Source organism: Fundicoccus sp. Sow4_F4 (genome assembly GCF_052116145.1).
Taxonomy (GTDB): domain Bacteria; phylum Bacillota; class Bacilli; order Lactobacillales; family Aerococcaceae; genus Fundicoccus.
In genome coordinates this window covers 109079-134198 of the sequence record NZ_JBQKLQ010000007.1, presented here as the reverse complement: position 1 = coordinate 134198, position 25120 = coordinate 109079, and the positions used below count along the sequence as shown (strand labels likewise).

Annotated in this window: 28 protein-coding genes; 21 read left to right on the top strand and 7 right to left on the bottom strand. The window is 36.6% G+C overall.

The features are described from left to right. The first annotated feature begins 63 nt into the window (after positions 1–63). From ACTQ5J_RS10880 to ACTQ5J_RS10850, 7 genes are all read left to right on the top strand, one after another. Positions 64–333: a hypothetical protein gene (locus tag ACTQ5J_RS10880; protein WP_441752912.1), complete on the top strand. Its 270-nt coding sequence runs from the start codon at positions 64–66 to the stop codon at positions 331–333. A 367-nt stretch (positions 334–700) separates the two neighbouring features. Next, positions 701–934, top strand: a complete 234-nt coding sequence (secG, locus tag ACTQ5J_RS10875) for a preprotein translocase subunit SecG (RefSeq protein ID WP_441752911.1) — start codon at positions 701–703, stop codon at positions 932–934. Between the two features lie 143 nt (positions 935–1077). After that, on the top strand, positions 1078–1833 hold the full coding sequence (locus ACTQ5J_RS10870) for an alpha/beta hydrolase (RefSeq protein WP_441752909.1): 756 nt from the start codon (positions 1078–1080) through the stop codon (positions 1831–1833). Positions 1834–1878: 45 nt separating this feature from the next. Beyond that, positions 1879–4266: a ribonuclease R gene (gene rnr / locus ACTQ5J_RS10865; protein WP_441752907.1), complete on the top strand. Its 2388-nt coding sequence runs from the start codon at positions 1879–1881 to the stop codon at positions 4264–4266. 21 nt (positions 4267–4287) lie between these two features. After that, entirely contained in the window at positions 4288–4755 is a 468-nt protein-coding gene (smpB, locus tag ACTQ5J_RS10860; RefSeq protein WP_441752905.1) for an SsrA-binding protein SmpB, read from the top strand. Between the two features lie 250 nt (positions 4756–5005). Next, on the top strand, positions 5006–5170 hold the full coding sequence (locus ACTQ5J_RS10855) for a hypothetical protein (RefSeq protein ID WP_441752903.1): 165 nt from the start codon (positions 5006–5008) through the stop codon (positions 5168–5170). Positions 5171–5488: 318 nt separating this feature from the next. Beyond that, a complete protein-coding gene (locus tag ACTQ5J_RS10850) occupies positions 5489–5947 on the top strand; it encodes a carbohydrate ABC transporter permease (RefSeq protein ID WP_441752958.1) in 459 nt (152 codons plus the stop codon). Positions 5948–6069: 122 nt separating this feature from the next. On the opposite strand, the gene ACTQ5J_RS10845 is transcribed toward ACTQ5J_RS10850, so the two are convergent. The 7 genes from ACTQ5J_RS10845 to comGA are packed head-to-tail and all read right to left on the bottom strand — an operon-like array spanning position 6070 to position 10460. After that, positions 6070–6885, bottom strand: coding sequence for a hypothetical protein (locus tag ACTQ5J_RS10845; RefSeq protein ID WP_441752901.1), 816 nt, complete (start codon positions 6883–6885; stop codon positions 6070–6072). An 18-nt stretch (positions 6886–6903) separates the two neighbouring features. Beyond that, complete coding sequence (locus tag ACTQ5J_RS10840; protein WP_441752899.1) at positions 6904–7356, bottom strand: competence type IV pilus minor pilin ComGF; 453 nt, start codon at positions 7354–7356, stop codon at positions 6904–6906. After that, positions 7316–7669 (bottom strand): prepilin-type N-terminal cleavage/methylation domain-containing protein, encoded by a 354-nt coding sequence (locus tag ACTQ5J_RS10835; RefSeq protein WP_441752897.1) that lies wholly within the window; start codon positions 7667–7669, stop codon positions 7316–7318. The genes ACTQ5J_RS10840 and ACTQ5J_RS10835 overlap by 41 nt, the downstream gene beginning before the upstream one ends. Beyond that, positions 7653–8090 (bottom strand): competence type IV pilus minor pilin ComGD, encoded by a 438-nt coding sequence (gene comGD, locus ACTQ5J_RS10830; RefSeq protein ID WP_441752895.1) that lies wholly within the window; start codon positions 8088–8090, stop codon positions 7653–7655. Before comGD ends, ACTQ5J_RS10835 begins: the two co-directional genes overlap by 17 nt. 10 nt (positions 8091–8100) lie before the next feature. Continuing rightward, the gene (gene comGC / locus ACTQ5J_RS10825; RefSeq protein WP_441752893.1) at positions 8101–8436 is read right to left on the bottom strand and encodes a competence type IV pilus major pilin ComGC; all 336 of its coding nucleotides are present in this window, start codon (positions 8434–8436) and stop codon (positions 8101–8103) included. A gap of 13 nt (positions 8437–8449) precedes the next feature. Next, entirely contained in the window at positions 8450–9520 is a 1071-nt protein-coding gene (gene comGB / locus ACTQ5J_RS10820) for a competence type IV pilus assembly protein ComGB (protein ID WP_441752891.1), read from the bottom strand. After that, a complete protein-coding gene (comGA, locus tag ACTQ5J_RS10815) occupies positions 9474–10460 on the bottom strand; it encodes a competence type IV pilus ATPase ComGA (protein ID WP_441752889.1) in 987 nt (328 codons plus the stop codon). Before comGA ends, comGB begins: the two co-directional genes overlap by 47 nt. Positions 10461–10759: 299 nt before the next feature. Here comGA and ACTQ5J_RS10810 point away from each other — a divergent pair, with 299 nt between their 5' ends. From ACTQ5J_RS10810 to ACTQ5J_RS10745, 14 genes are all read left to right on the top strand, one after another. Beyond that, complete coding sequence (locus tag ACTQ5J_RS10810) at positions 10760–10975, top strand: DNA-directed RNA polymerase subunit epsilon (protein ID WP_441752887.1); 216 nt, start codon at positions 10760–10762, stop codon at positions 10973–10975. A 2-nt stretch (positions 10976–10977) separates the two neighbouring features. Continuing rightward, positions 10978–12693 carry a ribonuclease J1 gene (rnjA, locus tag ACTQ5J_RS10805; protein ID WP_441752885.1) on the top strand — a complete coding sequence of 572 codons (1716 nt, stop codon included), beginning with the start codon at positions 10978–10980 and terminating at the stop codon, positions 12691–12693. 238 nt (positions 12694–12931) lie between these two features. After that, entirely contained in the window at positions 12932–13885 is a 954-nt protein-coding gene (locus ACTQ5J_RS10800; RefSeq protein WP_441752884.1) for a 2-keto-3-deoxygluconate permease, read from the top strand. Between the two features lie 129 nt (positions 13886–14014). Beyond that, positions 14015–15076 (top strand): M24 family metallopeptidase, encoded by a 1062-nt coding sequence (locus tag ACTQ5J_RS10795; protein WP_441752882.1) that lies wholly within the window; start codon positions 14015–14017, stop codon positions 15074–15076. 65 nt (positions 15077–15141) lie between these two features. Further along, entirely contained in the window at positions 15142–15567 is a 426-nt protein-coding gene (locus ACTQ5J_RS10790; protein ID WP_441752880.1) for an Asp23/Gls24 family envelope stress response protein, read from the top strand. Further along, positions 15560–16000: a transcription antitermination factor NusB gene (gene nusB, locus ACTQ5J_RS10785; protein WP_441752879.1), complete on the top strand. Its 441-nt coding sequence runs from the start codon at positions 15560–15562 to the stop codon at positions 15998–16000. The genes ACTQ5J_RS10790 and nusB overlap by 8 nt, the downstream gene beginning before the upstream one ends. A gap of 324 nt (positions 16001–16324) precedes the next feature. Continuing rightward, on the top strand, positions 16325–18133 hold the full coding sequence (locus ACTQ5J_RS10780) for a DUF1002 domain-containing protein (RefSeq protein WP_441752877.1): 1809 nt from the start codon (positions 16325–16327) through the stop codon (positions 18131–18133). A gap of 172 nt (positions 18134–18305) precedes the next feature. Further along, the gene (locus tag ACTQ5J_RS10775) at positions 18306–19184 is read left to right on the top strand and encodes a bifunctional 5,10-methylenetetrahydrofolate dehydrogenase/5,10-methenyltetrahydrofolate cyclohydrolase (RefSeq protein ID WP_441752875.1); all 879 of its coding nucleotides are present in this window, start codon (positions 18306–18308) and stop codon (positions 19182–19184) included. Continuing rightward, a complete protein-coding gene (gene xseA / locus ACTQ5J_RS10770; RefSeq protein WP_441752873.1) occupies positions 19185–20552 on the top strand; it encodes an exodeoxyribonuclease VII large subunit in 1368 nt (455 codons plus the stop codon). Between the two features lie 35 nt (positions 20553–20587). Further along, the gene (gene xseB / locus ACTQ5J_RS10765) at positions 20588–20824 is read left to right on the top strand and encodes an exodeoxyribonuclease VII small subunit (protein ID WP_441752871.1); all 237 of its coding nucleotides are present in this window, start codon (positions 20588–20590) and stop codon (positions 20822–20824) included. Then, positions 20824–21720 carry a polyprenyl synthetase family protein gene (locus tag ACTQ5J_RS10760; protein ID WP_441752869.1) on the top strand — a complete coding sequence of 299 codons (897 nt, stop codon included), beginning with the start codon at positions 20824–20826 and terminating at the stop codon, positions 21718–21720. The genes xseB and ACTQ5J_RS10760 overlap by 1 nt, the downstream gene beginning before the upstream one ends. Next, complete coding sequence (locus ACTQ5J_RS10755; protein ID WP_441752868.1) at positions 21717–22529, top strand: TlyA family RNA methyltransferase; 813 nt, start codon at positions 21717–21719, stop codon at positions 22527–22529. The genes ACTQ5J_RS10760 and ACTQ5J_RS10755 overlap by 4 nt, the downstream gene beginning before the upstream one ends. 56 nt (positions 22530–22585) lie before the next feature. Further along, positions 22586–24343 carry a DNA repair protein RecN gene (recN, locus tag ACTQ5J_RS10750; RefSeq protein WP_441752866.1) on the top strand — a complete coding sequence of 586 codons (1758 nt, stop codon included), beginning with the start codon at positions 22586–22588 and terminating at the stop codon, positions 24341–24343. A 36-nt stretch (positions 24344–24379) separates the two neighbouring features. Continuing rightward, positions 24380–25120, top strand: a complete 741-nt coding sequence (locus ACTQ5J_RS10745) for a glycerophosphodiester phosphodiesterase family protein (RefSeq protein WP_441752864.1) — start codon at positions 24380–24382, stop codon at positions 25118–25120.

Sequence of the window (25120 nt, the reverse complement as noted above, 5' to 3'; positions counted from 1 at the left end):
GATGATATAATCTTATATAATTTAACTGGTTTTCCTCGGTTCTTAGCTATTGGACGTGCGTTAATGAGTTATCCTAGATTATTGTTACTAGATGAACCATCGTTAGGTCTAGCACCAATTATCATTAAAAATATTCTGGAGATTATCCATCACAGTTGCCAAGACGGTACAACAGTGTTAATTGTAGAACAAAACGCGGTTCAAACACTAAAAATTGCGGATTATGCCTATGTTTTAGAAGTTGGTAATATCAGTAATGAAGGCAAAGCCAATGAACTATTGCAAGACGCGTCATTAGTTGATTCATATTTAGGAAAAACTAATATCCAATAGGAGGAAATTTAAATGAAAAAATATAAATTTGTTCTAGTTGCAGCATCAGCTACTTTAACGTTGCTTTAGTTGCGCTAACAGCTTTCGCAGACCAAGGGGTTACAGATGAATCGATTTTAGTTGGTAACTCTGCTGCTATTTTAGGGACTTATTCACCAGTAGAGGCGCCGTTTAATGCAGGCATTTTGGCTTATTTTGATTGCATTAATGGTCAAGTCCTTGGAGTGAACGGTGGGATGAGGCTTTAATATTTCACGAAAAGAAGGTCCATTACAATTAAAGCATGTAAATATTTTGCTGAAAGCATAGCATTAGTAAGCTTTTTATGTTACGATTAATTGTAGAGATTTTTTAAGGAGGATGTCCTTTGTACAATGCACTTATGATTGCGTTAATCGTAGTTTCGATTTTATTAGTTATATCAGTGGTAATGCAACCATCTAAAAGTAATGCTGCAAGTTCTTTAACTGGTGGTGGCGATGATGGTACTGTAAAAACAAAAGCACGTGGTTTTGAAGCTTTTCTAATTAGAGCTACTACTGTGTTAGGGATTTTATTTTTTGGGATTGCCATTGTTTTAGCGATTCTATCAACTAAATAAAAACTAAACTTGTACAATCTCTGATTCTTTTATCAGGGATTTTTTAATTCTTATTGACTGTTTAAATCCTAATACACAAAGGGCTTATACTTGAATGTATCTTTCATTGCGTTAAAATGGATGATGTAGAGAGGATGTTGAAATTGACAATTAATATTCCATTTGAGAAAGCTATTTATTTGCCGAGTGAAGGAGCCAAAGTTGGGGTTCTTTTATTACACGCATATACTGGATCAGCTAAAGATATGAATTTGTTAGGACGCCGCTTACATAAATTAGGGTATTCTGTTTTATGTCCTAATTTTAGTGGTCATTGGTCTGACGATATTTTTGATATTCTTAATGCATCTGCCTTTATTTGGTTAGAAGAGGCTCAAGCATCCTATACTTGGTTGAAAAAACAAGGCTTTGAAAAAGTTTTTGTTTTCGGTTTATCAATGGGTGGTATTATGGCGACAGCTTTAATTGCTAATCCATCAAACTCGATTGATGGAGGCGGAATCTTTAACTCACCGGTTGTTACAGTAGAAAGAACCGATGTCTCTAAAGCTTTTATGGGGTATGCCAAATATTTAGCACGTACGACTCAAACCATGGAACAATATGAATTGGATGAAGAAAAAATTCATAAAGCCCATTGGGAACAAATGGATGAGTTGGAACAAGTAAAACAAGCAGTTAAAAAGAAGCTAGCAACTATTGACCAACCTTTCTATATCGCTCAGTCTGCCAAAGATGAGCTGATTGACACGGATGATGTCTACGAATTACAAGACGAATTAATTAATGCTAAAATCGATTTTCATTGGTTCCCAGAGAATACACACGTTATTACGGTTAATCGTGATCGTGTCGATTTTGAAAACAGTGTGATCAGTTTCTTAGCTGATAATACTTAATGACTTTACAAAAAAATATTAATAAAAATAGAGAGGAGGCTGAATATGAGTTTATCTAAATTTGAACAAAAAATATTAGCCTTTTTAAAAGAAAATGAAGAACGAAGTTTTAGTGTGAATGATTTATCATCAGTATTAAACTACGAAGGCACCAAGAATTATAAAAAATTAGTTAAAGCGCTCGCTTTTTTAGAGCGTGTCAGCGAAATTCAATTATTGCCTAATGGAAAGTTTCGTGTGATTTCTCGAGAGGACACAGTGACTGGAACATTCAGATCGAATGGTAAAGGTTATGGTTTTATTCATTATGATGATGAACAACCTGATTTTTTTGTCCCACCTTCACACGTAGGTGAAGCGATGGATGGAGATACTGTTGAAGTAAGTATTATTAAACATGTCGATCCATTAACTGGTAAAGGTTCTGAAGCGAGAGTAGAGAAAGTAACTGAACGTGCAGCAACGCAATTAGTAGGGGAGTTTTTCGCTTATAATCAAACTCAAAGAGAAGAAACAGGTTACTTAGGGTATGTTAAACCCAACGGGGACTATGCGGATGAAGTTCGTATTTATGTTTTAGGAGATGGACTCCATCCAGCGGATCATACAATTTGTATTGTTAAAATTAAAGATTACCCAACAAGCGAGCGACCAAACGTTATGACAGGTTTAGTCGCTAAAGAAATCGGCCATAAAGACGCTCCAGGTGTCGATATTCTCGCGATTCTTTATCAATTTGGTATTCCAAGTGAATTCCCAGAAGAGGTAAAGGAAGCAGCAGAATCAGTACCACAAGTCATAGATGAAGCGGCTATTGAAGGGCGTAAAGACTTACGAAATGAGTTAATTATGACAATTGACGGCGCTGATGCGAAAGACTTGGATGATGCGATTTCTTTAAAGAAAAACGAGGATGGTAGCTTCGAACTTGGTGTACATATTGCAGATGTCTCTCATTATGTTACACAAGGAAGCCCAATCGACGTAGAAGCTTTAGAAAGAGCGACGTCAGTCTATCTAACAGACCGTGTTGTACCAATGTTACCGCAAAGATTATCAAATGGAATTTGTTCCCTACATCCAAATGAAGATCGTTTGACATTAAGTTGTGTAATGACGATAGATCCATCTGGACAAGTAACGAAACATTCTATTTATCCAAGTGTGATTAATTCTTCTTACAGAATGACTTACTCTGATGTAAATGATATTTTAGATGGTAATAGCGACTTACGCGAAGAGTACCAGCAAATTGTACCTATGTTAGAAGATATGTCTGAGTTACACCATATCCTTGAAGACATGCGTTCTGAACGAGGGGCTTTAAACTTTGATGCGCCAGAAGCTAAAATTATTGTAGATTCAGATGGAAACCCAATCGACATTGAATTACGTGAACGATTTATTGGTGAGCGATTAATTGAATCCTTTATGTTAGCCGCTAATGAAACAGTAGCAAAAGAATTTACAAATAAAGCTTATCCGTTTATCTACCGTATTCATGAACAACCGAACTTAGAGAAAATGGATCGGTTCGCTGAATTTGTGACTTCATTTGGGATTGTTTTAAGAGGCGACACTGCTTCAATTAGTCCGAAACAATTACAAGAAGCTTTATCAAGTGTTGAAGGAGAGCCCTTTGAACAAGTTGTTTCGACGATGATGTTAAGAAGTATGCAACAAGCGAAGTATAGTGAAGAGCCACGTGGGCATTATGGTTTAGCTGCAGAAGACTATACACACTTTACGTCACCGATTCGTCGATACCCAGACTTGATTGTTCATCGTCTAATTCATCAATACATAAAAGGCCGTCCAACACCAAAAGAGTCAGAACGTTTAGAAGCAAAACTGCCTGAAATCGCTATTCATAGTTCTCAAATGGAAAGACGAGCAGTTGATGCTGAAAGAGCAACAGATGCGCTGAAGAAAGCTGAATTCATGTTGGATAAAGTTGGAGAAGAATTTGAAGGAATGATTAGTTCAATTACATCATTTGGTATCTTTATTCAATTACCCAATACAGTGGAAGGCTTGGTTCGCTTATCTAATCTAACAGATGATTATTATAACTTTAACCAACAACATTTATTACTGATTGGTGAAAGAACAGGTAAAGTTTACCGAATTGGCCAGAAGGTTAAGATACAAGTAACATCTGTGAATATCGAAGAACGTCAAATTGATTTTGATATTCTAGAAGCAGAGCCTGTTGAAGGCCTTGACATTGATGCATTAAATCGTCAAAAACGTCAAGCCAAAAATGCTAGAACTCAAGATAAAAACAAACGTCAATCAAACACTAACCGTCAAGGTCTGAAAAATGTGGCGGATGGTAAAGGGCGTTCTAATAGTAAGAATTCAAGAGGAAAATCCAAAAGCAATCAGTCGAAGGGGAAAAATAAATTCACCATTCGCAAGCGTAGTAAATAGAGAGTAGACGAGGTGAAAACGATGGCTAAGACCCACGATAAGCCTTTGGCACAAAACCGTAAAGCTCGACACGACTATCATATCATTGACACTTATGAAGCTGGCTTAGTGCTTAGAGGTACTGAAATTAAAGCAATTCGAGATGGTAAAATTAACATTCAAGATGGTTATATCACTATTTATAGGGGAGAAGCCTGGTTGAAGAATGTTCACATCAGTCCATACGATTTTGGAAATATATTTAATCATGATCCATTGAGAGACCGCAAGCTACTGATGCATAAAAAGCAAATCTCAGACCTTCAATCGCAGGTCAAGTTGAACCGAATGACAATCGTTCCGTTAAAAGTTTATTTAGTTCGTGGACGCGCTAAGGTTTTACTTGGTTTAGCAAAAGGTAAAGACAAGCATGATAAACGTCATGCACTCAAAGATCAACAAGCAAAGCGTGACATTGATCGTGCGATGCGTGATAGAGGAAGATATTAAATACAATAACCAATAAAGAAGCAGAGACAATCAATGTCTCTGCTTCTTTATGAATTGTCAAAATATACTATAAATAAATTTTTAATAATTTACACGTAAGTGTAGAACATCATCGTAACTATTCTTAACACAATATTAATTTAAAACTTAATTGTTTTAAATTTGGTGAGTATTTCGCTTGATCAGTCCATATGATATCCAATTGAGACCACCATTTACTCGATTCAATTAAAATAAAGGAGGCTTTGAGATGGCTAATGAGAAACCCTTTAGAAAAAGAAATAAAAATACTGAACGAAAAAAATTGTCTAAGGCTTATAGAAGAGAAGGGCTGCAGGGTTATCTTTTTTATTGCTCCATTGTTAATTGGTTTAGTTGTATTCACTTTGAGACCTTTATTATTTTCATTGTTTGAAGTTTTTCTAATTATGATATGACATCACAGATAGACTTTATTGGTTTTGATAATTATCGTAGGATGTTTAATAATGAGCCACTTTTTTTGGATTTCCTTAGGTAATACACTCTTTTATGTGGCAATCTCTGTTCCATTGACAATAGTTGGTGCTGTTGGCATAGCTTTACTAATGAATCAAAAAATACTAGGCATTCGATTTTTAGAACGATATATTACCTTCCTTCGATTCTTTCCGGAGTAGGAGTCTATTTCTTATGGATGCAATTGTTGAGTCCGCAAACGGGGTTAATAAATATTGCGCTTTCTTAGTCTGGCATCACTGGTCCAGCCTGGCTATTTGATCCTGATTGGACTAAGTCAGCTCTAATCTTTATCAACATATGGAGAGTTGGTGGCTCAATGTTACTTTATCTTGCTAGTCTTCAAGGGATTTCACCTGACTTATATGAAGCTGCTAAAATAGATGGTGCCGGACATCTTTATATCTGGTTTACTATTATTTTGCCTCTTTCAACACCAGCATTAGCAACGATTGCGGTATTCAGTTTTAATGGCGCATGGAATGATTTTATGGGGCGGCTATTATACTTAAATGATGAATCACTCTACACGTTACAGATTGGTTTGAAAGTGTTTAAAGATCAAGTTGCTACACAGTGGAATTATATGATGGCTGGTTCTTTAATCGTCTTAATACCTGTGGTAGTTCTATTTTTCGACTTGCAACGCTATTTTATCGAAGGGATGAATACTTCAGCCAGTACGAAAGGGTAAAAAAACTAGGATTAAAAATCAAAAAATATGAAGGTGCGACTTAGGAGCCAGTCGCACCTTTTTTATGAAAAAATATATTTAACATAAAGAATAGAAATTGACCCTACTATTTGAACAAGCTTTTATTTATTCACGGGGGAGGCGCGCTCATAAATGTATCCTTGCCAGATTAGTAAGTATTGAGTGGTACGAATTGGTTTTCTTTTAGTAACAGAATAATCAATGTGTTTAAGTTGTGTTGTATATTGATAGGTCAAGTCACTTAGTTGGAAAATTGACACATACCCTAAATTAAATTTAAAATTTATCTCAGAAAAATCACTATTGGCCAAAGCGTCGAGAAAGTTACGTTTTAAGGTGTGGTTTAAAACAAAGCCATCGTCTACTAATTGGGCCTGTAAGCTATCAAAAGTATCGGTGTTCACAAAGGCCAGGTTAAAACTTTTCGGGTCATACGTACCATTGGAATTCAATTGGCCAAAGCATTCAATATCCTGAAAGAGTAAGCAATAATCTAATTGTTCTTGATCTAGATATACTAGCTGTCGATAGAGAAAAAGGCGTTCTCTATCGACAGCAGATGATAAGCGAGCAAGGCCAACTTGCGGCTTTTCAAGCAACCAGCTTTCGATAGCAAGATTTTTAACCATTAAGTCGTGTTGCTTTAGTAAGTGATCAAACAATTGATTTTCTAAAGTCAAAGCAAATACTGAGTCATCATCAATTAACAAATGATCAACCATACTATTTTGAATTTCAGCTTGGTAGTAAGCCTGAAATTGTTTATATTGTTGACTATTTATTTGATTCAAATGTAACACACCCCAATAGACAGTTTGACTGAGTACCATAAAAACCATAACTACGGGCAATACAATGCCTTTTTGATTCGGAAATAAAGAGGATAAATTTCGGACGATAAAGGCTCTTTTGCTCATTTGAAGCTCCCTTAAGTTTTAGTCAATTATTAATTGAGTGGTATATTGTTGTTGATTTGTGAAAGCAACTGTTATGGTTAATATCGGGTCAGACCAATTTAAATGCCATTGCTGCACATCATAGAGATAAGGTTGATGACCGGGTGTTTTGTATATTTTTTGATTAGAATGGATGATGGTGAATTGCTTAGTCTTATCAGTCAAAATGATGGTTTCTGGTGATGCACTAATAAATTGATAATTATCTATTTCTAAAGAAATAATTTTAGTGAATAGCTGAAACTCCAGTCCTTTATCTGTTCTAAACGTTTCTTCAATCTGATAATAATGAGTAACTGCCATCGATAGACTATGCATGATGATGGCAAAGACTAACAGAGCGAGTAATGCCTCGAGAAGAGTAAAAGCATTCTTATGGGTGTAAATTGGCTTAAGAGGCGGCTGACGGGCTAATTTCTTCGAGAATAACATCATAGACTTCTCCATCTGAAAATTGAATAAAGCATTGATGAGCTTGGCAATCGAAAGCGTTGACTATGTAAGAACGTTTGGTTGCTATGGAATGTTTAGCGAGTTCAAATTGTTCGTCAGTAACCTTTGGATCCAATCTTAAACTGACTAATTCATGGAATATTTGCCAGTGTTGTGTTTCTCTTTGTAAAGTTGAAACTCTCGATAATTCTAGATAAAAAGCAGGTAAATATAACATTAGAATTAAGCTAAAGAGGCTCAAACCAACGAGTGATTCTATAAAAGTAAAGCCTTTTTTATTGACGTAACTCATACTTTCCACTTCCTAACTGAAAGACCAACTCGGCACGGTGGCCATCGCGGTGGACGAAAACGACGGTACCAAATTGATTGGTGCGACCATCTGGAAAATGTGTGAATTGTAAAGATTGTTCAATACGCCAACAATCTGGAATACTGACTTCTTGAATGGGAGTATCATGACCAACAATTTGAAATTGAACGAAAGGTAAAGTTTGCCAAAAACGAACATAGACTTGGGTTTCTTGCAAGATACTTACTTCCTGTGCGAGGTTTAAGCCAGCTAATACTTGATTAAAAAAGAGTCGAGATTCAATTTTTTCAAGCATTTCATTTGACGGAATGTAGGCTAAAACACTCATGCAGAAAGAAATAACAAGCAAGACTACTAAAGCTTCTGCTAAAGTAAAGCCCATCTTAGCTTGCGTACGCATAAGCAGTTAATTACTCGCTAGGAATTTCGATAGGCAATGTGATCACCGAATCTTCTGTAAAATTTAGTAAATTTCCAGCTTCTGTGGCTTGCTTACTTGTAATGTAGCCTTCACTGATTAATTCACCTAAAGTGACCTCTGCATCATCTTCAACAAGTAGGTAAGTGTTGGCTTGAGTTTCAAGGATCTCTGCGATGTTTTGGGTAGCTTGTTTGTCAATCCTTGTTCTTTGGCCCGCGACATTAGGTATGATGATCGCCATTAATAATGCTACCACGACTAACACAATCAGCATTTCAATTAATGTAAAACCTTTTTTTCTTTTTGGAACATTATTTTTCTTCATAAGAACCTCCGTATTAAAATTCCATTGTTAACATAGGGAGCATAATCGTTAAGTACATGCCTAGAATAAGTATCGCAATGACGAGAAACAGGAACGGTTGGATGTAACCTATTTTCTTTGCAACATCTTCCATTAAATCGTGAAAGAGTTTATCAGAATAAACTTTACATTTTTGAGCAGTTTGACTGGTCAGTTCTCCTTGATAAATAACCATTGGCAATTCTATAGAAAAGAGATTCATGTCTTTGATAATCTCAACTAATGGCTCCCCTTGTACTAAACCATATTTTAATCGTTCAGCAATTTCTGTAAGAAAAGGGTCAATTGGATATAAAGTTAAGACTTCAACTGTTTGTAATAAGGAATAACCGCCTTCAAAAAAATATCCGAGTTCTTTAGATAATTTATAGGAACAGTAACTTCTTACCCAGTAACTTAAAAAGGGAAAACGGAGTAGTAATCGGTAACGATCTAAGTAATCTAAACGCAGTAAATAGAAATCGATACATAAATATATAATCAAATTACTAGAAAGTAAAAACAAACTAATCTGTGGCAGATAATTAAAGAACATTACCAATAAACGCACTAGAACATTGCTATCATACGTTTCTTGGGAGATAAAACTCATGATGTGAGGAAGCAATAAAATTCGCATGCCAAACATCATGGCGATTAAAAAACTACCCATTATTAGGGGATATGTGATGACTTTGATAATCTTTTGTTGGTAATTCTGTACTTGTTGCATCTGCATGGCTGTGGCCCGTAGGGCTTCTATGAAACGCCCTTGCCTTTGTGCGTAGAATAATTGAGCAACAGTAGAGACTGAATAACCAAGTTCTTGAATACTCCTCTCGAAGGATTGGCCTTGCTGAAGCTGGATAATGATAGACTCAATCTGGCCTGCTTGAGGTTTCATTAACAATTTCATGAAGACCAAACTTTGGTTGATTGAAAAACCTTCCTCAAGCATATCCGCTAAAGTGATTAACAAATAGGCGCGTTGTTTAGCGTTTAGACGTTTGAGTTTATGGTTAAATAACTTCGAACTGAGTATAGGTTTTTTCGTTGATGTAGCCACATGCCCACGCCTTTCTAAGTTTTTGATTTAAATTGACCAAGTGTTGAGGCGCCTCGTTGAAAGTCAAGACTTCCTTTAATACTTGACCAGACATAATCTCTAACAGAGCGGCTCTTTTTGTACCTAAGGGCGACAGGCTACATTGTGGACGACAATCACCTTGGCATTGGTAACAATAGCGCGGGACAAGTCGTTGGGAAACGACACCAATTAAAGTTTGCTTGAGTTGTTCAGATGTCACTTGTAATTCCTGTAAACGGGCAATGACTCCTAAAGTATCTTTAGCATGAATCGTCGCAATCATCAAATGACCTGTTAAAGCACCGCGAATTGCCATTCGAGCCGTCTCTTCATCACGAATCTCACCAATCATTAAGATATCGGGGTGGTGACGTAAAGATGATTTAATTAAGACATCATAGGAAATTCCCGCTAATTCATTGACTTCCGTTTGAAGGAAGTTTGCTTCATAAATTTCAACCGGATCTTCCATCGTAATGATTTGGACGGTTTCTTGAGACATTCTTTCTCTGAGTAATTGATAAATGGTAGTAGTTTTTCCAGACCCGACAGGCCCTGAAAATAAAACGAGACCACTTTTTCTTTTTAATAAGGAGCGCAGGAGTGTGATATCTTGTGGAAAGTAAGTTTGAATTGCATGACTACTTTTCAATTGTTGTCGAATGACACGAATAACAAGCGATTCCAAAAGCAGAACATTTGTAATAGTTGAAAATCTTAATTCGACTGGACTACTATCCACTTGTAGATGACTCGCACCAGATTGTGGTTTTCGTTTTTCACCCACATCCATATTGGCGAGAAATTTAAAATAGCTAATTAAACGCTTTCCCCACTCAATTGGCTGTGTTTGATACTTTTCTAACTTTCCATTAATTCGAAAATAGATACAGTAGACATCAGTGTTGATGGGCAACAAATGGATATCTGAAACCCCAATATTAACGGCAGCTTTTGATTAACTCTTGAGCGTCTTGTTCAATCATTAGTACATCACCCTTTCAAAAATATATTGACAAAAGACTCGTCATATATAAATACGTATTTTAAGTCAATTTATGCTTTTTAATTGTTTAAGTTTTCGTTAAATTAATGAATACCTTTTCAAAAGTGTCAGTTGGTATACTTGAAAAATAAAGTATGCTAAAATGAAAGAGGCTAAGAGTGGCTAACGCTCAACACTCAGTTGAAAATAAATAAAAGGAGTTAAATATACAAATGATATTTAAAGTTATATACCAAGAAAGCAAATTACAAATTCCAAATCGCGAGAAAACAAAATCGATGTTTTTAGAGGCGGATAGTCTGATAGAAGCAAGAGAGAAATTGGCTAACAATACACCATACAATATTGAATTAGTCCAAGAAGTTTCAGGTGCTCACCTAGAATATGAGCGCGAAAATAATCCGGATTTTAACGTTGTGGAGTATTAACCATGTCTGTTAATATAAAAAACAACGAGGCTGGAGTCTTCGCTGTTGGAGGTTTAAATGAAATTGGAAAGAACATGTATGGCGTTCAATTTCAAGATGAGATAATCTTATTAGATAGTGGTGTTATGTTTCCGGAAGATGAATTGTTAGGAATCGACTATGTGATTCCTGATTATCAATACATCTTACAAAATCGTCATAAAGTGAAAGCTTTGATAATTAGTCACGGACACGAAGACCACATTGGGGGAATCCCATTCTTACTTCAACAATTTAACGTTCCGATTTATGCTGGCAAGTTAGCTAGTGCTTTAATTCGAAATAAATTACATGAACGTGGTTTGTTGAGAGATGCGAACATTACTGAAATCGATGAAAATTCAGTTATTCGTTTTAGAAAAACTAGTGTGAGTTTCTATCGTACCACTCACAGTATTCCAGAAGCATATGGGGTGGTTGTAAAAACTCCTCCAGGCAACATTGTCTTCACAGGTGACTTTAAGTTTGATTTTACACCAGTAGGTGAACCAGCGGACTTACACCGAATGGCTCGTATTGGTGAAGAGGGCGTACTCGCTTTACTTAGTGATAGTACAAACTCAGAAATTCCAACCTTTACTAAGTCAGAACAAATCGTTGGACAATCAATTAAGAACATTATCCAACGGGTCTCTGGCCGTGTAATTTTTGCTACATTCGCATCAAACGTGTCACGTCTCCAACAAGTGATTCAAACTGCTAAAGATACTGGGCGTAAAGTTGCTGTATTCGGTAGAAGTATGGAGAATGCTATAAAAACTGGTCGTGAATTAGGTTATATTCAAGATGAAAATAACGAAGTTATTATCGACAATCGCGATCTGAATCAACATCCTGCAGATCAAATGATTATTCTGTGTACTGGATCGCAAGGTGAACCTATGGCCGCCCTTAGCCGAATTGCAGCAGGTTCACACCGTCAAATCCAATTACAACCAGAAGATACTGTCATCTTTTCGAGTTCACCAATCCCTGGTAACACGATTAGTGTCAACCGTGTTATCAATCAATTAACTGAAGCTGGAGCAAATGTTATTCATGGTAAATTTAATAACATCCATACGTCAGGACACGGTGGTCAACAAGAACAATTATTAATGTTAAGATTAATGAAACCTAAATTCTTTATTCCAGTCCACGGTGAATACCGTATGTTAAGTATTCATACCGAATTAGCTCAAAGAACAGGGATTCCACGAGATAACTGTTATATCATGGAGAATGGTCAAGTATTAGCTTTAACAGCTGAAACTGCTCGATTAGCCGGACGATTCCCTGCAAATGATATCTATGTTGACGGAAGCGGAATTGGCGACATCGGTAGCATTGTATTACGTGACCGTAAAAGTCTTTCAGAAGAAGGCTTAGTAATTGTAACAGCGACAATCGATTACGAGAACAAGCAACTGGTCAGTGGTCCAGACATAATGTCACGTGGCTTCATTTATATGCGTGAGTCCGGTGATTTAATTCACGACTTACAAAACAATTTACGTTCGATCATTAACCGTGGCTTGAACGAAAATGGAAATAATGTCACTGAGCGACTCATTCGTGACTTGATTTTTGAACAAATTCAACCATTGATTTATGAAAAAACAGAACGAAATCCAATGATTCTACCAGTTTTACTTGATGTAAACAAAGGTGTGCGCAAGCGCTCAGCTAAAGTAGATTAATTATAGAAGCACTCCTTTTTGTATCCTTACAAGAATGAGTGCTTTTTCCCTCTAGATAGTTACACTCCAGGCCGAATAGGGACCTTATGACATACAGCCAAAACTAATTTACAAAAAGACTGAAAAGTATGTTGTCTCAATTGCTCAAACAAAAGAATGATTTAATATGAAATGACTATACACAATGACAAATAAATATGAGAAAGTATGAGTCCATAAAACGAAAGAAGGTTGTTCCGTGTTTAATTTTATGAAAAAGTTTCCAGGTGGACTATTACTAGTTCCAATGCTGTTAAGTGCAATTTTTTATACTTTCGCACCTAACTTATTTAGAATCGGTGGTATGACTCAAGCGATGTTCACAACGGATGGTTTAAACTATGTTATTGGTGTGACGTGTTTTTGTTCAGGAGCCGGGCTAAACATTCACCGAATTGGTAAAGTGTTAAAAAAACAGGGAGTTCTCTTATTAACAAAAATAATTATTTGTGTGATAGCAAGTATTGTATTTATCCAATTATTTGGTCAATCAGGATTTTTAGGAATCAGTGCGGTTGCCTTTATCGCAACTATCTGTAGTACCAACCCATCTTTATATCTAGCTTTAGAGGATGAGATGGGAACACCAGATGATGTCTCTGCTTTTGGCTTAGTTGGTTTATTATGTGTTCCAGCTTATCCGATGCTGATATTTGGACTATCACAAGCAACTGCCATTGATTGGATGCCAATTCTTTCAACTCTAATTCCAATCTTACTAGGAATGCTAGTTGGGAATTTAGATGAGAATATGGCAAAGTTCCTGGCACCAGGTGTTTCAGTTTTAACTCCATTCATGGGCTGGAGTTTTGGTGCAAATATCAACTTAATTAATGCCGTTCAATCTGGGGTTCAAGGTGTCATTATCACAATTATCTTCTATATATTGATGTTACCTATTCTACTTTATGTTGAAATGAAATTATTAAAAAAAGATGGAATTTCTTCTCTAGCGATTAGTTCCATTGCTGGGATGTCGGTCTCAGTACCAACTTTAATCGCTCAATCAAATCCATCCATTCAACCTTTTGTTGCATCAGCAACAGCTCAAATTGCTTTTGGTGTCGTTTTAACAAGCATTATCACACCCTATCTAGCTAAAAAATTGAACACTCGTAATCATGTGCATGATTTAAAAACACCTAACTTTTAATCCATAATAGCCCAAGCGAGAGTAAGGGCTGTTTTTTTTGATGAATTTCAAAGCTTGCTGTTGAAATATTTCGTAAAAAGCTTGAAATTTGGTATACTAGTCGAGAATGAATAGAAAGAAGGATGTATTATGTCTAGAATTGATAAAGTTAGAAATAAACTAACAGAACTAAATGTGGATGCCTTATTAGTTACAGAAACTGTTAACTTACGTTATTTGGCAAATTTTACAGGGAGTGCAGGCGTTGCAGTCATCACTCAAAATGAAGCTTATTTCATCACTGATTTTCGTTATAACGAACAAGCAGCGCAGCAAGCAGTTGGTTATACCGTTAGGATTCATAAGCAGCCAATCATGGCAGAAGTGAATGATGTTTTGATTGCGAATAATGTAAAAAAACTGGCGATTGAGGCCAATCAAATGAACGTCACAACTTACTTACACATTAAAGAATTATTTTCTGCTGAAATTGTGGAGACAAAAGGATTAGTAGAAAAAATCCGAGAAATTAAAGAGCCTTCTGAAATTGCATTGATTAAAGAAGCGTGTGACATTACGGATCAATCCTTTGAACATATCCTTAAATTCATCAAACCTGGTGTCACAGAGCTTGAAGTAGCTAATGAATTGGAAGCTTTCCTCAAAGGAAAAGGAGCTTCAGCAATGTCTTTCGATACAATTGTTGCCAGTGGTGTTCGTTCATCTATGCCTCATGGTGTGGCGTCAGATAAAGTCATTGAAGATGGTGATATGATTACTTTAGACTGGGGTTGTTATTACAAGGGTTATAGTTCAGATATGACTCGAACAATTGCGATTGGAAGTGTGGATCCAGAATTAGAAAAGATTTATCACATTGTTTTAGAAGCACATGAACGCGTAAACCGCGGAGCAAAGGCGGGAATGACGGGTAAAGAAATCGATGCCTTAGCACGTGATTACATTACAGAAAAAGGTTATGGTGACTATTTTGGACATAGTACTGGTCATGGTCTTGGCTTAGATGTTCATGAATTACCAGCCATCTCATTTAAAAACGAAGAAGCTGTTCAAGTTGGAAATGTTATTACTAACGAACCAGGAATTTATATCCCAGGATTAGGTGGCGTACGGATCGAAAATGACTTACTTGTGCAGGTGGATGGGGTTGAAAGTCTGAACAAAAGTCCAAAACATTTAATTATCCTATAGTAACTGGGTGGATTTTCCGCTAAAATATACACGATACTAAATTGTATGAAAAGGAGGCGAAGAACATGTCTAAACAAACAGGTGTTTCTTTAAATTTAGGAGAAATCAATATTACAACAGGCGTATTGGAAAGTATTGCTGCTAAAGCTGCAAGTGAAGTTGAAGGTGTTCATAAACTACACGCAAGTGTACAGAACGAAATCGGAGGCTTTATGACGCGCAATCGCGATCGAATCGGTGTTAAAGTACGTCGTGAAAACAATGCCATTGCAATTGATACTGAGATTCGTTTGAATTATGGATTTTCAGTGCCAGATGTGGCAATTAAAGTTCAAGAAAAAGTTAAAGAACAAATCTTATTTATGACTGATCTAGTAGTGCAAGAAGTTAACGTTCATGTAGTCTCAATTGAAACTGAACCGACTTCTAATCACGACTATTTGCATCTTGATGAAGAAACTGAATTAGAAGATGGTGAAGTGTTTGAATAATAAATTATCGAGACATATTGTCCGTGAAAAAGCTGTGCAGACGTTGTTCCAATTAATTGAGCCACAAGAAGAGACAACCACTGAAAGTGCGTTGGAATTTGCTCTGTTGGCAGGTAATGACCCTGAAGAGGGCTATCAAGGAAGAATCGATGCCTATTTACGTGAAATAGTGGAAGGTGTGCTTGCTCAGCAAGAAACACTTGATCAACAAATAAGCAACTATTTAACGGATTGGACAATTTCTCGCATTGCGAAAATTGATTTAACAATTTTAAGAATTGCATTTTATGAAATTTTATTCGTGGACAACACACGTGTACCCAATACGGTGGCGGTCAATGAAGCGATTGAATTAAGTAAATCCTTTAGTGATGATAAATCACGTAATTTCATCAGTGGTGTTCTTGCTAAAGTATTAGATAACCACGCATAATAAAGAGTAAACCCAAAATATGTGAAGAATATTCTTCTTTTTTTGGGTTTTTCTTTGTTTAATTATGAAGAATTAGAAAGTAGCTTGTCGAGATTCGGTAAACATCTTACAATGTATTTAGTCGTCATAGTTTGACTAAATAAACCCCAAAGCTACTAAATAAATTCTTAGTTCGTATCTATGACGAGGTTCGTGTTACTGCACTCATCTAAAAATTAGTTACACGATTTCAATCAATACGTAATAAATAATTCTCAATATTTTGTTATAATGATATTTGAGAACTGTAAAATTCAAATCAAGCTATCAATAGGAGTGGAATATATGAAAAAAAGTTTTAAGATTGGAGCGGCTCTTCTAGCGTCGTTAGCCCTTGCTCCCGTAACTGTTCCGAGTTTAGTAGGTTCAAGCAATTATGTCCAAGCGATTAGTCAAACGGAAAGCCAACGTTTATTATCTTTAGGAGCATCTTTATCAGCCGAACAACAACAACAAACGATTCAATTATTAGGTGCGTCTGATGTTACACCAACGAACACTGTTTATGTCGATGGAACTGTCATTAATCGCTTTTTACAGGATGGATCTGGTCCAGGAACTGTTGTGTATTCAAGTGCTTTTATCGAGTCTCAAAGTGAGGGGTATGGTGTACAAGTCCAAATCGTTACGCCACAGAATATCACTTTGGTAACCCCAGCAACGTATCAGAACGCAGCAATCACAGCTGGCGCTAAAAACGTACTTGTTAAAATTGGTACCGTGAGCCCTGTTACGGGTGAAGGTGCTTTAGCCGGAGTTTATGCATTACTAGAACAGTCTGGTGTTAAACTAAACCAACAGTCAATTCAAGTAGCTGAAAAGGAAATTCAAATCATCCAACAAGTTCAAGAAGAAACAGAATTAACGGATGATCAAGCGAATCAAATTTCTTCAGATATTAAACAACAGATTATTATTGAAACCACTGAAAATTCTGGAGAGCTATTATCTGAAGAAAAAATTATCCAAATTGTTCAAAATACAATCAATAATACTGTAAACAATGTGGATAATAGTACAAATGTGGATAATTCTACAACTGTAAATAATACAGAAATTAACGTTTCACCAGAAGTAATCGCTCAAATTTCAAACTGGGCATCAGAGTTCGCAACAACTGATCAAGCACAAGATACGGATGTTGTTGAACAACTTCAAAACACACAAGCGAACACTGCCGGTCAATCTTGGTCTCAAATTTTATCAAATCAAGAAGGAGCTGTAGCTGCAACTGATTTATTAGCAGCTGAAAGAGCAGACTTTAGTGATGAAACAGTCTACCATCCAGCAATTCAAGCATTTTATAATCATTTCTATGATTTAGTTGAAGCGGGTGAAACAATTGATACTCTGTATTCACACACATTTATCTTTGAAGCTTTAACACCAAGCTTAACACCAACAGAATTAGATGCCTTAAACCAGTTAAGAACTTTAGCTTATCAATATGCAGCGAATACTGATGCCGAACGTGAATCAGCAGCGGCAGCAGCTGGTATTGAATATGTGACGTTGAAAGACCACTGGTTAAGTCAACTTAATTCTGCAGACGGCTTACGTGCTCAAAATCCAATCTTAGCTGAGATTGTCCAACGTATTGCAAACGCAACTGGTTTAGCACCAGAAGTATTTAGTTATGCAGAAATGACTCAAGCGAATGAGTTTATTAACTTCTTTGTTCGTTGGGATGCTGTGAGCCATATGACAATGATGGCAGATGTTGAATTTAATTTAACAAACAACAGTATTGTTCAATATGATGAAATATTAGGTACAGCAACAACTTTACCTGCTACTTTTGACTTTGCATCAGTATATGGTGTTCAAGTAGAGAATCAATACGCCCAACAAGAGATTCCAGCTGATTTTATGATTCCAGGTTATATCGCTCCTGAAGAGGAAGTAACTGAGGAAATAGGCGAAGAAACGACTGGAGAAACAAATGAAGAATCACTAGAAGAAGTGATTGAGTCAGAGGTTTCACAAGAACCATCAAGCGAAGAGGATAGTTTAAGTGAGGAAACACCTTCTGAAGAAACACCAGAAGAAAACACAACGTTAGAAGAAACTACACCAGAAGAAGGCGCAGAATAAGCCTTTATATTAGATGTTTGATAAAAGCCTAGTCTATTACTAGGCTTTTTCTTGTCTTTTGATAAGATGGCGAATGATGGAATAAACAGTTATAAATACGGGAGTTGTTGAATAGTTTCATGATAGAAACTATGTTAAAATAGGACTAACGTGTATTTCAAGGAGGATGTTTATGACAACAATTATTGATGGTAAATTACGTTCAAAAGAGTTAACAACTGAATATAAAACAGTGGTGGCAAAGCTAGCTAAAGTTAATGTCGTGCCTAAACTTGTCGTAGTAACCGTAGGTGAAGATGAAGCAAGCAAAGTGTATGTCGGTCAAAAGCAACGTAAAGCGATTCAAATCGGAATGGAATTTGACTGGATTACTTTACCAGAAGATATTACTCAAGCGACTCTGTCAGAACAAATAGAAAAGTTGAATAACGATGATGCGGTTTCCGGAATGATTGTTCAATTTCCATTACCAAAACACCTAAGTGAAAAAAAAGTTAAAGAAGAAATTTTACCTAGTAAAGACGTCGATGGCTTCCATCCTTACAATGTTGGGAAATTAGTTGGCAACGATGCGACTGTAGTGGCTTGTACTCCCAAAGGTATTATCAATTTATTAGAGCATTACCAAATTAATCCAGAAGGAAAGAACATTACAATTGTAGGGCGTAGTCAGATTGTAGGTCTTCCATTATCTTTGTTATTAACCCATTTAAACGGGACTGTCACAGTCTGTCACACGCGCACAGCAGATTTAAAAGCCCATACGCGAAATGCGGATATTGTGATTTCAGCTGTTGGACGTGCCGGTACAATAACTGCCGACCATTTAAAGGAAGGTGCTGTCGTGATCGACGTGGGTATCAACCGATTACCCAATGGTAAATTATCTGGAGACGTAAATTATGATGAAGTATTCGATAAAGTTAGTGCTATCACACCTGTTCCTGGTGGAGTAGGACCAATGACGGTTGCAATGCTGATGGAACAAACAATATTGTGTGCGTGTCTCCAACATAATTTGAACCCAGCAGAATATTTAGGACGTGATTAAATGTCAGAAACAATCACTCAGCAGCAATATTTGAGTGTCCAAGCATTAACGAGTTACTTAAAGAGAAAGTTCGATGTGGATCCATATCTCCAACGCGTTTGGGTGATAGGAGAAATCTCCAACTATCGATTTCGTCCCAATGGACATCAGTATTTTAATTTAAAAGATGATAAAGCACGAATTAGTGCCGTGATGTATAAGGGCGCTTTTAATAAAATCCCTTTTAAAATGGAAGAAGGAATGAAGGTATTAGCAGTTGGACGGATTACACTTTATGAACCAACTGGCCAGTACCAAATCACCATCGACTCTATGGAGCCAGATGGAGTAGGCGCATTGTACCAGGCACTAGAACAATTAAAGCGAAAGTTCAAAGAAGCCGGCTTATTCGATCTACCTAAAAAAACAGTGCCTGTATTTCCAAAGAAGATAGCGGTGATTACCAGTCCGACAGGGGCAGTTATTCGAGATATTCTAACGACGATTCAAAGGCGATTCCCTATTGTTGATGTCACAGTGTTTCCAACGCGCGTTCAAGGAAAAGAGGCTGCTGGAGAAATTGTAGCTGCCTTTAATAAAGTGGACCAACACGTAGCGAACTTTGATACCGTTATTCTAGCAAGAGGTGGCGGTTCAATTGAAGATTTATGGTGTTTCAATGAAGAAGCTGTAGCTCAAGCGATAATTGCTTGTCGATTGCCCGTAATTTCATCTGTTGGGCATGAGACAGACACAACATTAGCCGACTTAGTCGCGGATATGCGAGCGGCAACACCAACCGCAGCGGCGGAATTAGCGGTACCTGTTTTAACTGATTTATTAGATCGGATATTAAACTCACAACAACGATTAATTTTAGCAATTAGTCAAAAGATGAACTTATTGCGAAAGCAATTAGAGCGATCAAGTGAGTCTTATGTGTTAAAACAACCGGACCGCTTATATCAAGCTTATATGCAACAATTGGATATTAGTATGCAACGCTTGGATACTTATCAAGAAAGATACTTTGAGCAATTGAATTATCGCTTAAATTATTTGATGCAAGGTCTAAATAGTCAACATCCTAAACAACGCTTAAAACAACTACAACAGGTCAATGATCATTTAACATTACAATTGAAACAACAGATTAAACAATTGATGCAAACAAAGAATCAATCGCTAAAACATCAAGTGCATTTACTAGATGCATATAGCCCATTAAAGAGCATGTCTCGTGGCTATGCTCTAGTTGAACATAAGGGTGAATTAGTCCGTAGTGTAAAGCAATTAGAAGTTGGAATGGACCTGTCCATTCAATTTAGCGATGGTCAAGTAGCAGCTGAAATTAATCAAATTGATGAAAAAGCGCTATTTGATGACTAAGTCACACTTTATAAGAGTATGAGAGGAAGAAATAAATGGCGGTAAAAAATGTAAAACAACCTGAGAGTTTTGAAGTAGCAATTGAAGAGCTAGAACAAATTGTTCAACAATTAGAAAAAGGAGAACTACCATTAGCTGACGCTCTAACTGCGTTTAAGAATGGTGTCGAATTAAGTCAATATTGCCAAAAAACGTTGACTGAAGCTGAGCAAACAGTCGCTAAAATGATGACTGAAAATGGTGAGGTCCCACTAGATGAGGCACAAGTCTAATGAAAAACTCTACTACTGTACTTAGAGAGATATTTGAAGCAGCTCTCGATCAACAAATTCGTTATGTGATGACCCCCATTGAAATGTTGAAACCAATGGTATACTCGTTGAAAAATGGAGGGAAAAGACTAAGACCATTATTATTATTAGCAATTCTAGAAATTAACTCAATGGATGATGTTAAAAAAGGGTTAAAGTCAGCTATCGCTTTAGAATACATCCACACATATTCTTTAATCCATGACGATTTACCGGCAATGGATAACGATGATTTACGTCGTGGTCAACCAACGAACCATATTAAATTTGATGAGGCTACTGCGATTTTAGCGGGGGATGCTTTACTAACAGATGCCTTTGCTGTGATTGCGTCTGACGACTTATTAACAGATAGTCAAAAGATACGTTTAACTCAACAGTTGAGCTTAGCATCAGGCTCACAAGGGATGGTCGCCGGGCAATTAAAAGATATCGAAGCAGAAAAAACTGAGATCACTTTGGAGCAATTGCAACAAGTCCATCATTTAAAAACAGGACAGTTGTTTATTTTTGCAGCACGTGCTGCAGCTATTATTAGTAACCTAGACACTGAGAGTAGTTTAGCTTTGGATCATTTTGCTGAGCATTTCGGAGTGGCCTATCAAATTCATAATGATTTGATGGACGTACTCGGAACAGAACAAGAAACTGGAAAGAAAGTTCAAGGCGATGCAGCTCTAGATAAGAAAACTTATCCAGCTTTTCTTGGCGTAGACCAAGCGATTGTTTACTTAAACGAAGAGCTTACGAGAGCTAAAAATTATCTAGATGAATTATCAGAAAAAACAGGAAGAAATTACCAGAAATTAGAATTCTTCTTAAATAAATTAAGCGTAGAGCGCGGTGAAGAAGTATGAAAAAAGAACGAATAGATAAGTTAGTCGTTCAAGCAGGTTTAACTGAATCTAGAGAACAAGCCCGTCGTTATATAATGGCAGGACAAATCTATGATGAGAATAATCAACGTTATGATAAACCAGGAGAAAAAATAGATGCAAGTAAAGAATTGCACATTAAAGGCAAGACAATCCCTTATGTTAGTCGAGGTGGCTTAAAGCTAGAAAAAGCGATTAAAGCGTTTGATATCGATATGACGGATCAAATCTTGTTAGATATTGGGGCGTCAACAGGTGGCTTTACAGATGCTGCTTTGCAATTTGGAGCGAAGCAGAGTTACGCACTGGATGTAGGCTATAACCAGTTAGCTTATTCTTTACGTCAAGATGAACGAGTAGTTGTAATGGAAAGACAAAACTTTCGATATTCAACACGTGATGACTTTAATCAAGGCCTACCAACTATTGCAAGTATTGATGTCTCCTTCATTTCGTTAGAATTAATTTTACCACCTCTAGTAGATATATTAGAAGAGAATGGATCAGTGTTAGCATTGATCAAACCTCAATTTGAAGCTGGACGTGAACGTGTGGGTAAAAATGGCATAATTAAAGATCCAAAGGTCCATCAAGATGTGGTAACCGAAGTTTTAGAGTTTACTTCAAGAATTGGTTTTACCATTCAAGCCTTAACTTTTTCACCTATTACTGGTGGGGAAGGGAACATCGAGTTTTTGGCTCATTTAAAGAATACTAAACAAAGCAATAATGATAGCTGGAAAGCAATCGATATTCTTGCGGTAGTTCAAGAGGCACATTCAACATTTTAGTTAAGTTACTGTAATCATCCACAATGTAATCAGTTTTGATAAGAATAGGTGAAGACATGCTTGAGAGTTTAACAATTGAAAATTTTGCGATTATTGATCAAATTAGTATCGATTTTTCTGAAGGAATGACGGTGCTTTCAGGTGAAACAGGTGCTGGGAAATCGATTATTATTGATGCATTAGGAATATTGTGCGGCGGTCGTGGCTCGGTCGAGTTTATTCGCCATGGCGAATCGCGATTAACCGTCGAGGGTTTATTTAGCTTTGAAGAACTTCCAAATGAATTATTACAATCTATGGAAAAGTTTGGTATTGAATTAGATGCAGCAACCACCCTACGAGACGGGTTAATCATACGTAGAGAAATTAACCATTCCGGTAAGAATATTATTCGTGTGAATGGTCAATTAGCCAATGTAACTTTGTTAAAAGAAATCGGAAGTTTCCTAGTGGATATTCATGGACAGAATGAACATCAAGCCTTGCTTGATAATCAACAACATTTGCATCTACTAGACCAGTTTGCTGCAACATCACTAGCAACTACAGCAAGAAAGTATCAGACAGCTTATACGAACTACCAACAATTGCGTAGAGAGTGGTTAAAGGCCCAACGTAATGAAAGTAATCAGATGCAACGATTAAGTTTCTTAGAATTCCAATTAAATGAAATCGAAGAAGCAGAGTTGGTATTAGAAGAAGACGAGCAACTTGAACAAGTAAGTAAGAAATTACAAGGCGCACAAGAAATATCTTTAAATATTGCGAATATCAATTTGATGTTCAGTGAATCAGACACTAGCGTCTTAACTCAAGTCGATCAAATCATTACTTTGTTACAAGAGATTATCGCTTATGATGAAGCATATCCAGCTTTACTAGAGCAAATAGAGTCAATTAATTATGATTTGCAAGAATTGGCTCATCAAATTGCAGCAACTGAACTAAATAGTGAAGCCGATGATCAATCGATTGACGAAGTTGAAAGTCGCCTAAACCAATTAGGACATTTAAAAAGAAAATATAATATGTCGATTGCCGAAATTTTAAGTTATTATGACGAAATTGCGGAAGAAATATATCAGATTAAACATCGAGAACAATTTATGGAAAAATTATCTAAACAACTGATTGAAGCATACGCTGAAGCTAAACGACTAGCTGATGCATTACATGAACTTAGACAAGACAAAACGGAAGCGTTAGTCACTCGCATTGAAGCAGAATTGGCGGGTTTATACATGGAGAATAGTCGATTTTCAGTGAAATTTCATAAAGCCATTCCGGATAATGCATTGAAAGATGTCTCAGATTTCAAATTAGGTAACCAAGAAATTTTCTTATCACTCAATGAATTTGGCTATGATCAAATCGAGTTTTACGTATCAACAAATATTGGTGAAGCTATGAAACCATTGGTAAAAGTTGCTAGTGGAGGAGAACTTTCTCGATTTATGTTAGCGCTAAAATCTGTTTTTGGAACGGCTGGTTTAGCCAAAACAATGGTATTTGATGAAATCGATACTGGAGTATCTGGACGTGTTGCCCAAGCAATAGCTGAAAAAATCCATCAAGTTAGCCAGTTTCATCAAGTCTTGTGTATTACCCACTTAGCTCAAGTGGCCGCGATTGCCGAAGAACAATTGTATATTTCAAAATCAGTTTCGGATAAACGAACATCCACGCAAGTTGCAACTTTAAACGATGAAGAACGTAGTGAAGTGATTGCCCAAATGATGTCCGGGAAAGTACTGACTCAAGCATCCTTACAGCTCGCAAAAGAACTATTAACCGATTATCAAAATAAACATTAATAAGGTAGAAATCGGACAATCAAAGGAGACGAATCATTGATCAAAATTTACGCACACCGTGGTAATAAATCGGAATTTCCAGAGAATAGTTTACAAGCGTTTAGATCAGCTATTGAGCTAGGGGTAGACGGCATTGAATGTGATGTTCATGTATCAGCTGATGGTCAAGCCATCATTATTCATGATGAGACGATTGATCGCACGACGACAGGTGAAGGTGAGATTATTAATATGTCACTGAATGAAATAAAAGCTTTTCATTTGCTAAATCCCGATAATCGCTTGAGCGATGAAAAGATTCCTACTTTAGAAGAAATGTTGGAGGAATTTGATCGACTAGCTTTCAACGGTGAACTTAATATCGAACTTAAAACCGACCGTCATGAGTATGAAGGCATCGAAAAGCTTGTTAAGCAGACAGTCGAAGCGAAACCTAGAGCTTATAGAATAATTTACTCAAGTTTTAATTGGAAAAGTATCGAACGTATGGCTGAGTTACAACCTAAAGCGGAGCTAGCTCTGTTGATTGCCGAACCATTATTGCCTTATCAGAAGTTTATTCCATCCTTAGACCCGTCGGCTTTACATGTCCACTTTAAGTTGGTAGAAGAATTAGATAAAGCGTACACTGACTCATTACCTTTACGATTATGGACAGTTAATGAAAGTAATGAGATAGAAAAATGGCTTAAATCTGATGTGTTAAATGTTGAAGGACTTATGACAGATTATCCAAGACAGGCATTGAAGTTGAGAGAAACGATGAATAGCTTATAA

Coding starts and splice junctions, on each gene's coding strand:
- ACTQ5J_RS10855 (WP_441752903.1), top strand. CDS start 5,006: ATGGCTAATGAGAAACCCTTTAGAAAAAGAAATAAAAATACTGAACGA.
- ACTQ5J_RS10880 (WP_441752912.1), top strand. CDS start 64: ATGAGTTATCCTAGATTATTGTTACTAGATGAACCATCGTTAGGTCTA.
- xseB (WP_441752871.1), top strand. CDS start 20,588: ATGGCGGTAAAAAATGTAAAACAACCTGAGAGTTTTGAAGTAGCAATT.
- ACTQ5J_RS10835 (WP_441752897.1), bottom strand. CDS start 7,669: ATGAGTTACGTCAATAAAAAAGGCTTTACTTTTATAGAATCACTCGTT.
- ACTQ5J_RS10810 (WP_441752887.1), top strand. CDS start 10,760: ATGATATTTAAAGTTATATACCAAGAAAGCAAATTACAAATTCCAAAT.
- ACTQ5J_RS10775 (WP_441752875.1), top strand. CDS start 18,306: ATGACAACAATTATTGATGGTAAATTACGTTCAAAAGAGTTAACAACT.
- recN (WP_441752866.1), top strand. CDS start 22,586: ATGCTTGAGAGTTTAACAATTGAAAATTTTGCGATTATTGATCAAATT.
- rnjA (WP_441752885.1), top strand. CDS start 10,978: ATGTCTGTTAATATAAAAAACAACGAGGCTGGAGTCTTCGCTGTTGGA.
- xseA (WP_441752873.1), top strand. CDS start 19,185: ATGTCAGAAACAATCACTCAGCAGCAATATTTGAGTGTCCAAGCATTA.
- ACTQ5J_RS10840 (WP_441752899.1), bottom strand. CDS start 7,356: ATGTTATTCTCGAAGAAATTAGCCCGTCAGCCGCCTCTTAAGCCAATT.
- ACTQ5J_RS10780 (WP_441752877.1), top strand. CDS start 16,325: ATGAAAAAAAGTTTTAAGATTGGAGCGGCTCTTCTAGCGTCGTTAGCC.
- ACTQ5J_RS10755 (WP_441752868.1), top strand. CDS start 21,717: ATGAAAAAAGAACGAATAGATAAGTTAGTCGTTCAAGCAGGTTTAACT.
- ACTQ5J_RS10790 (WP_441752880.1), top strand. CDS start 15,142: ATGTCTAAACAAACAGGTGTTTCTTTAAATTTAGGAGAAATCAATATT.
- ACTQ5J_RS10760 (WP_441752869.1), top strand. CDS start 20,824: ATGAAAAACTCTACTACTGTACTTAGAGAGATATTTGAAGCAGCTCTC.
- comGC (WP_441752893.1), bottom strand. CDS start 8,436: ATGAAGAAAAATAATGTTCCAAAAAGAAAAAAAGGTTTTACATTAATT.
- rnr (WP_441752907.1), top strand. CDS start 1,879: ATGAGTTTATCTAAATTTGAACAAAAAATATTAGCCTTTTTAAAAGAA.
- comGD (WP_441752895.1), bottom strand. CDS start 8,090: ATGCGTACGCAAGCTAAGATGGGCTTTACTTTAGCAGAAGCTTTAGTA.
- smpB (WP_441752905.1), top strand. CDS start 4,288: ATGGCTAAGACCCACGATAAGCCTTTGGCACAAAACCGTAAAGCTCGA.
- ACTQ5J_RS10845 (WP_441752901.1), bottom strand. CDS start 6,885: ATGAGCAAAAGAGCCTTTATCGTCCGAAATTTATCCTCTTTATTTCCG.
- ACTQ5J_RS10795 (WP_441752882.1), top strand. CDS start 14,015: ATGTCTAGAATTGATAAAGTTAGAAATAAACTAACAGAACTAAATGTG.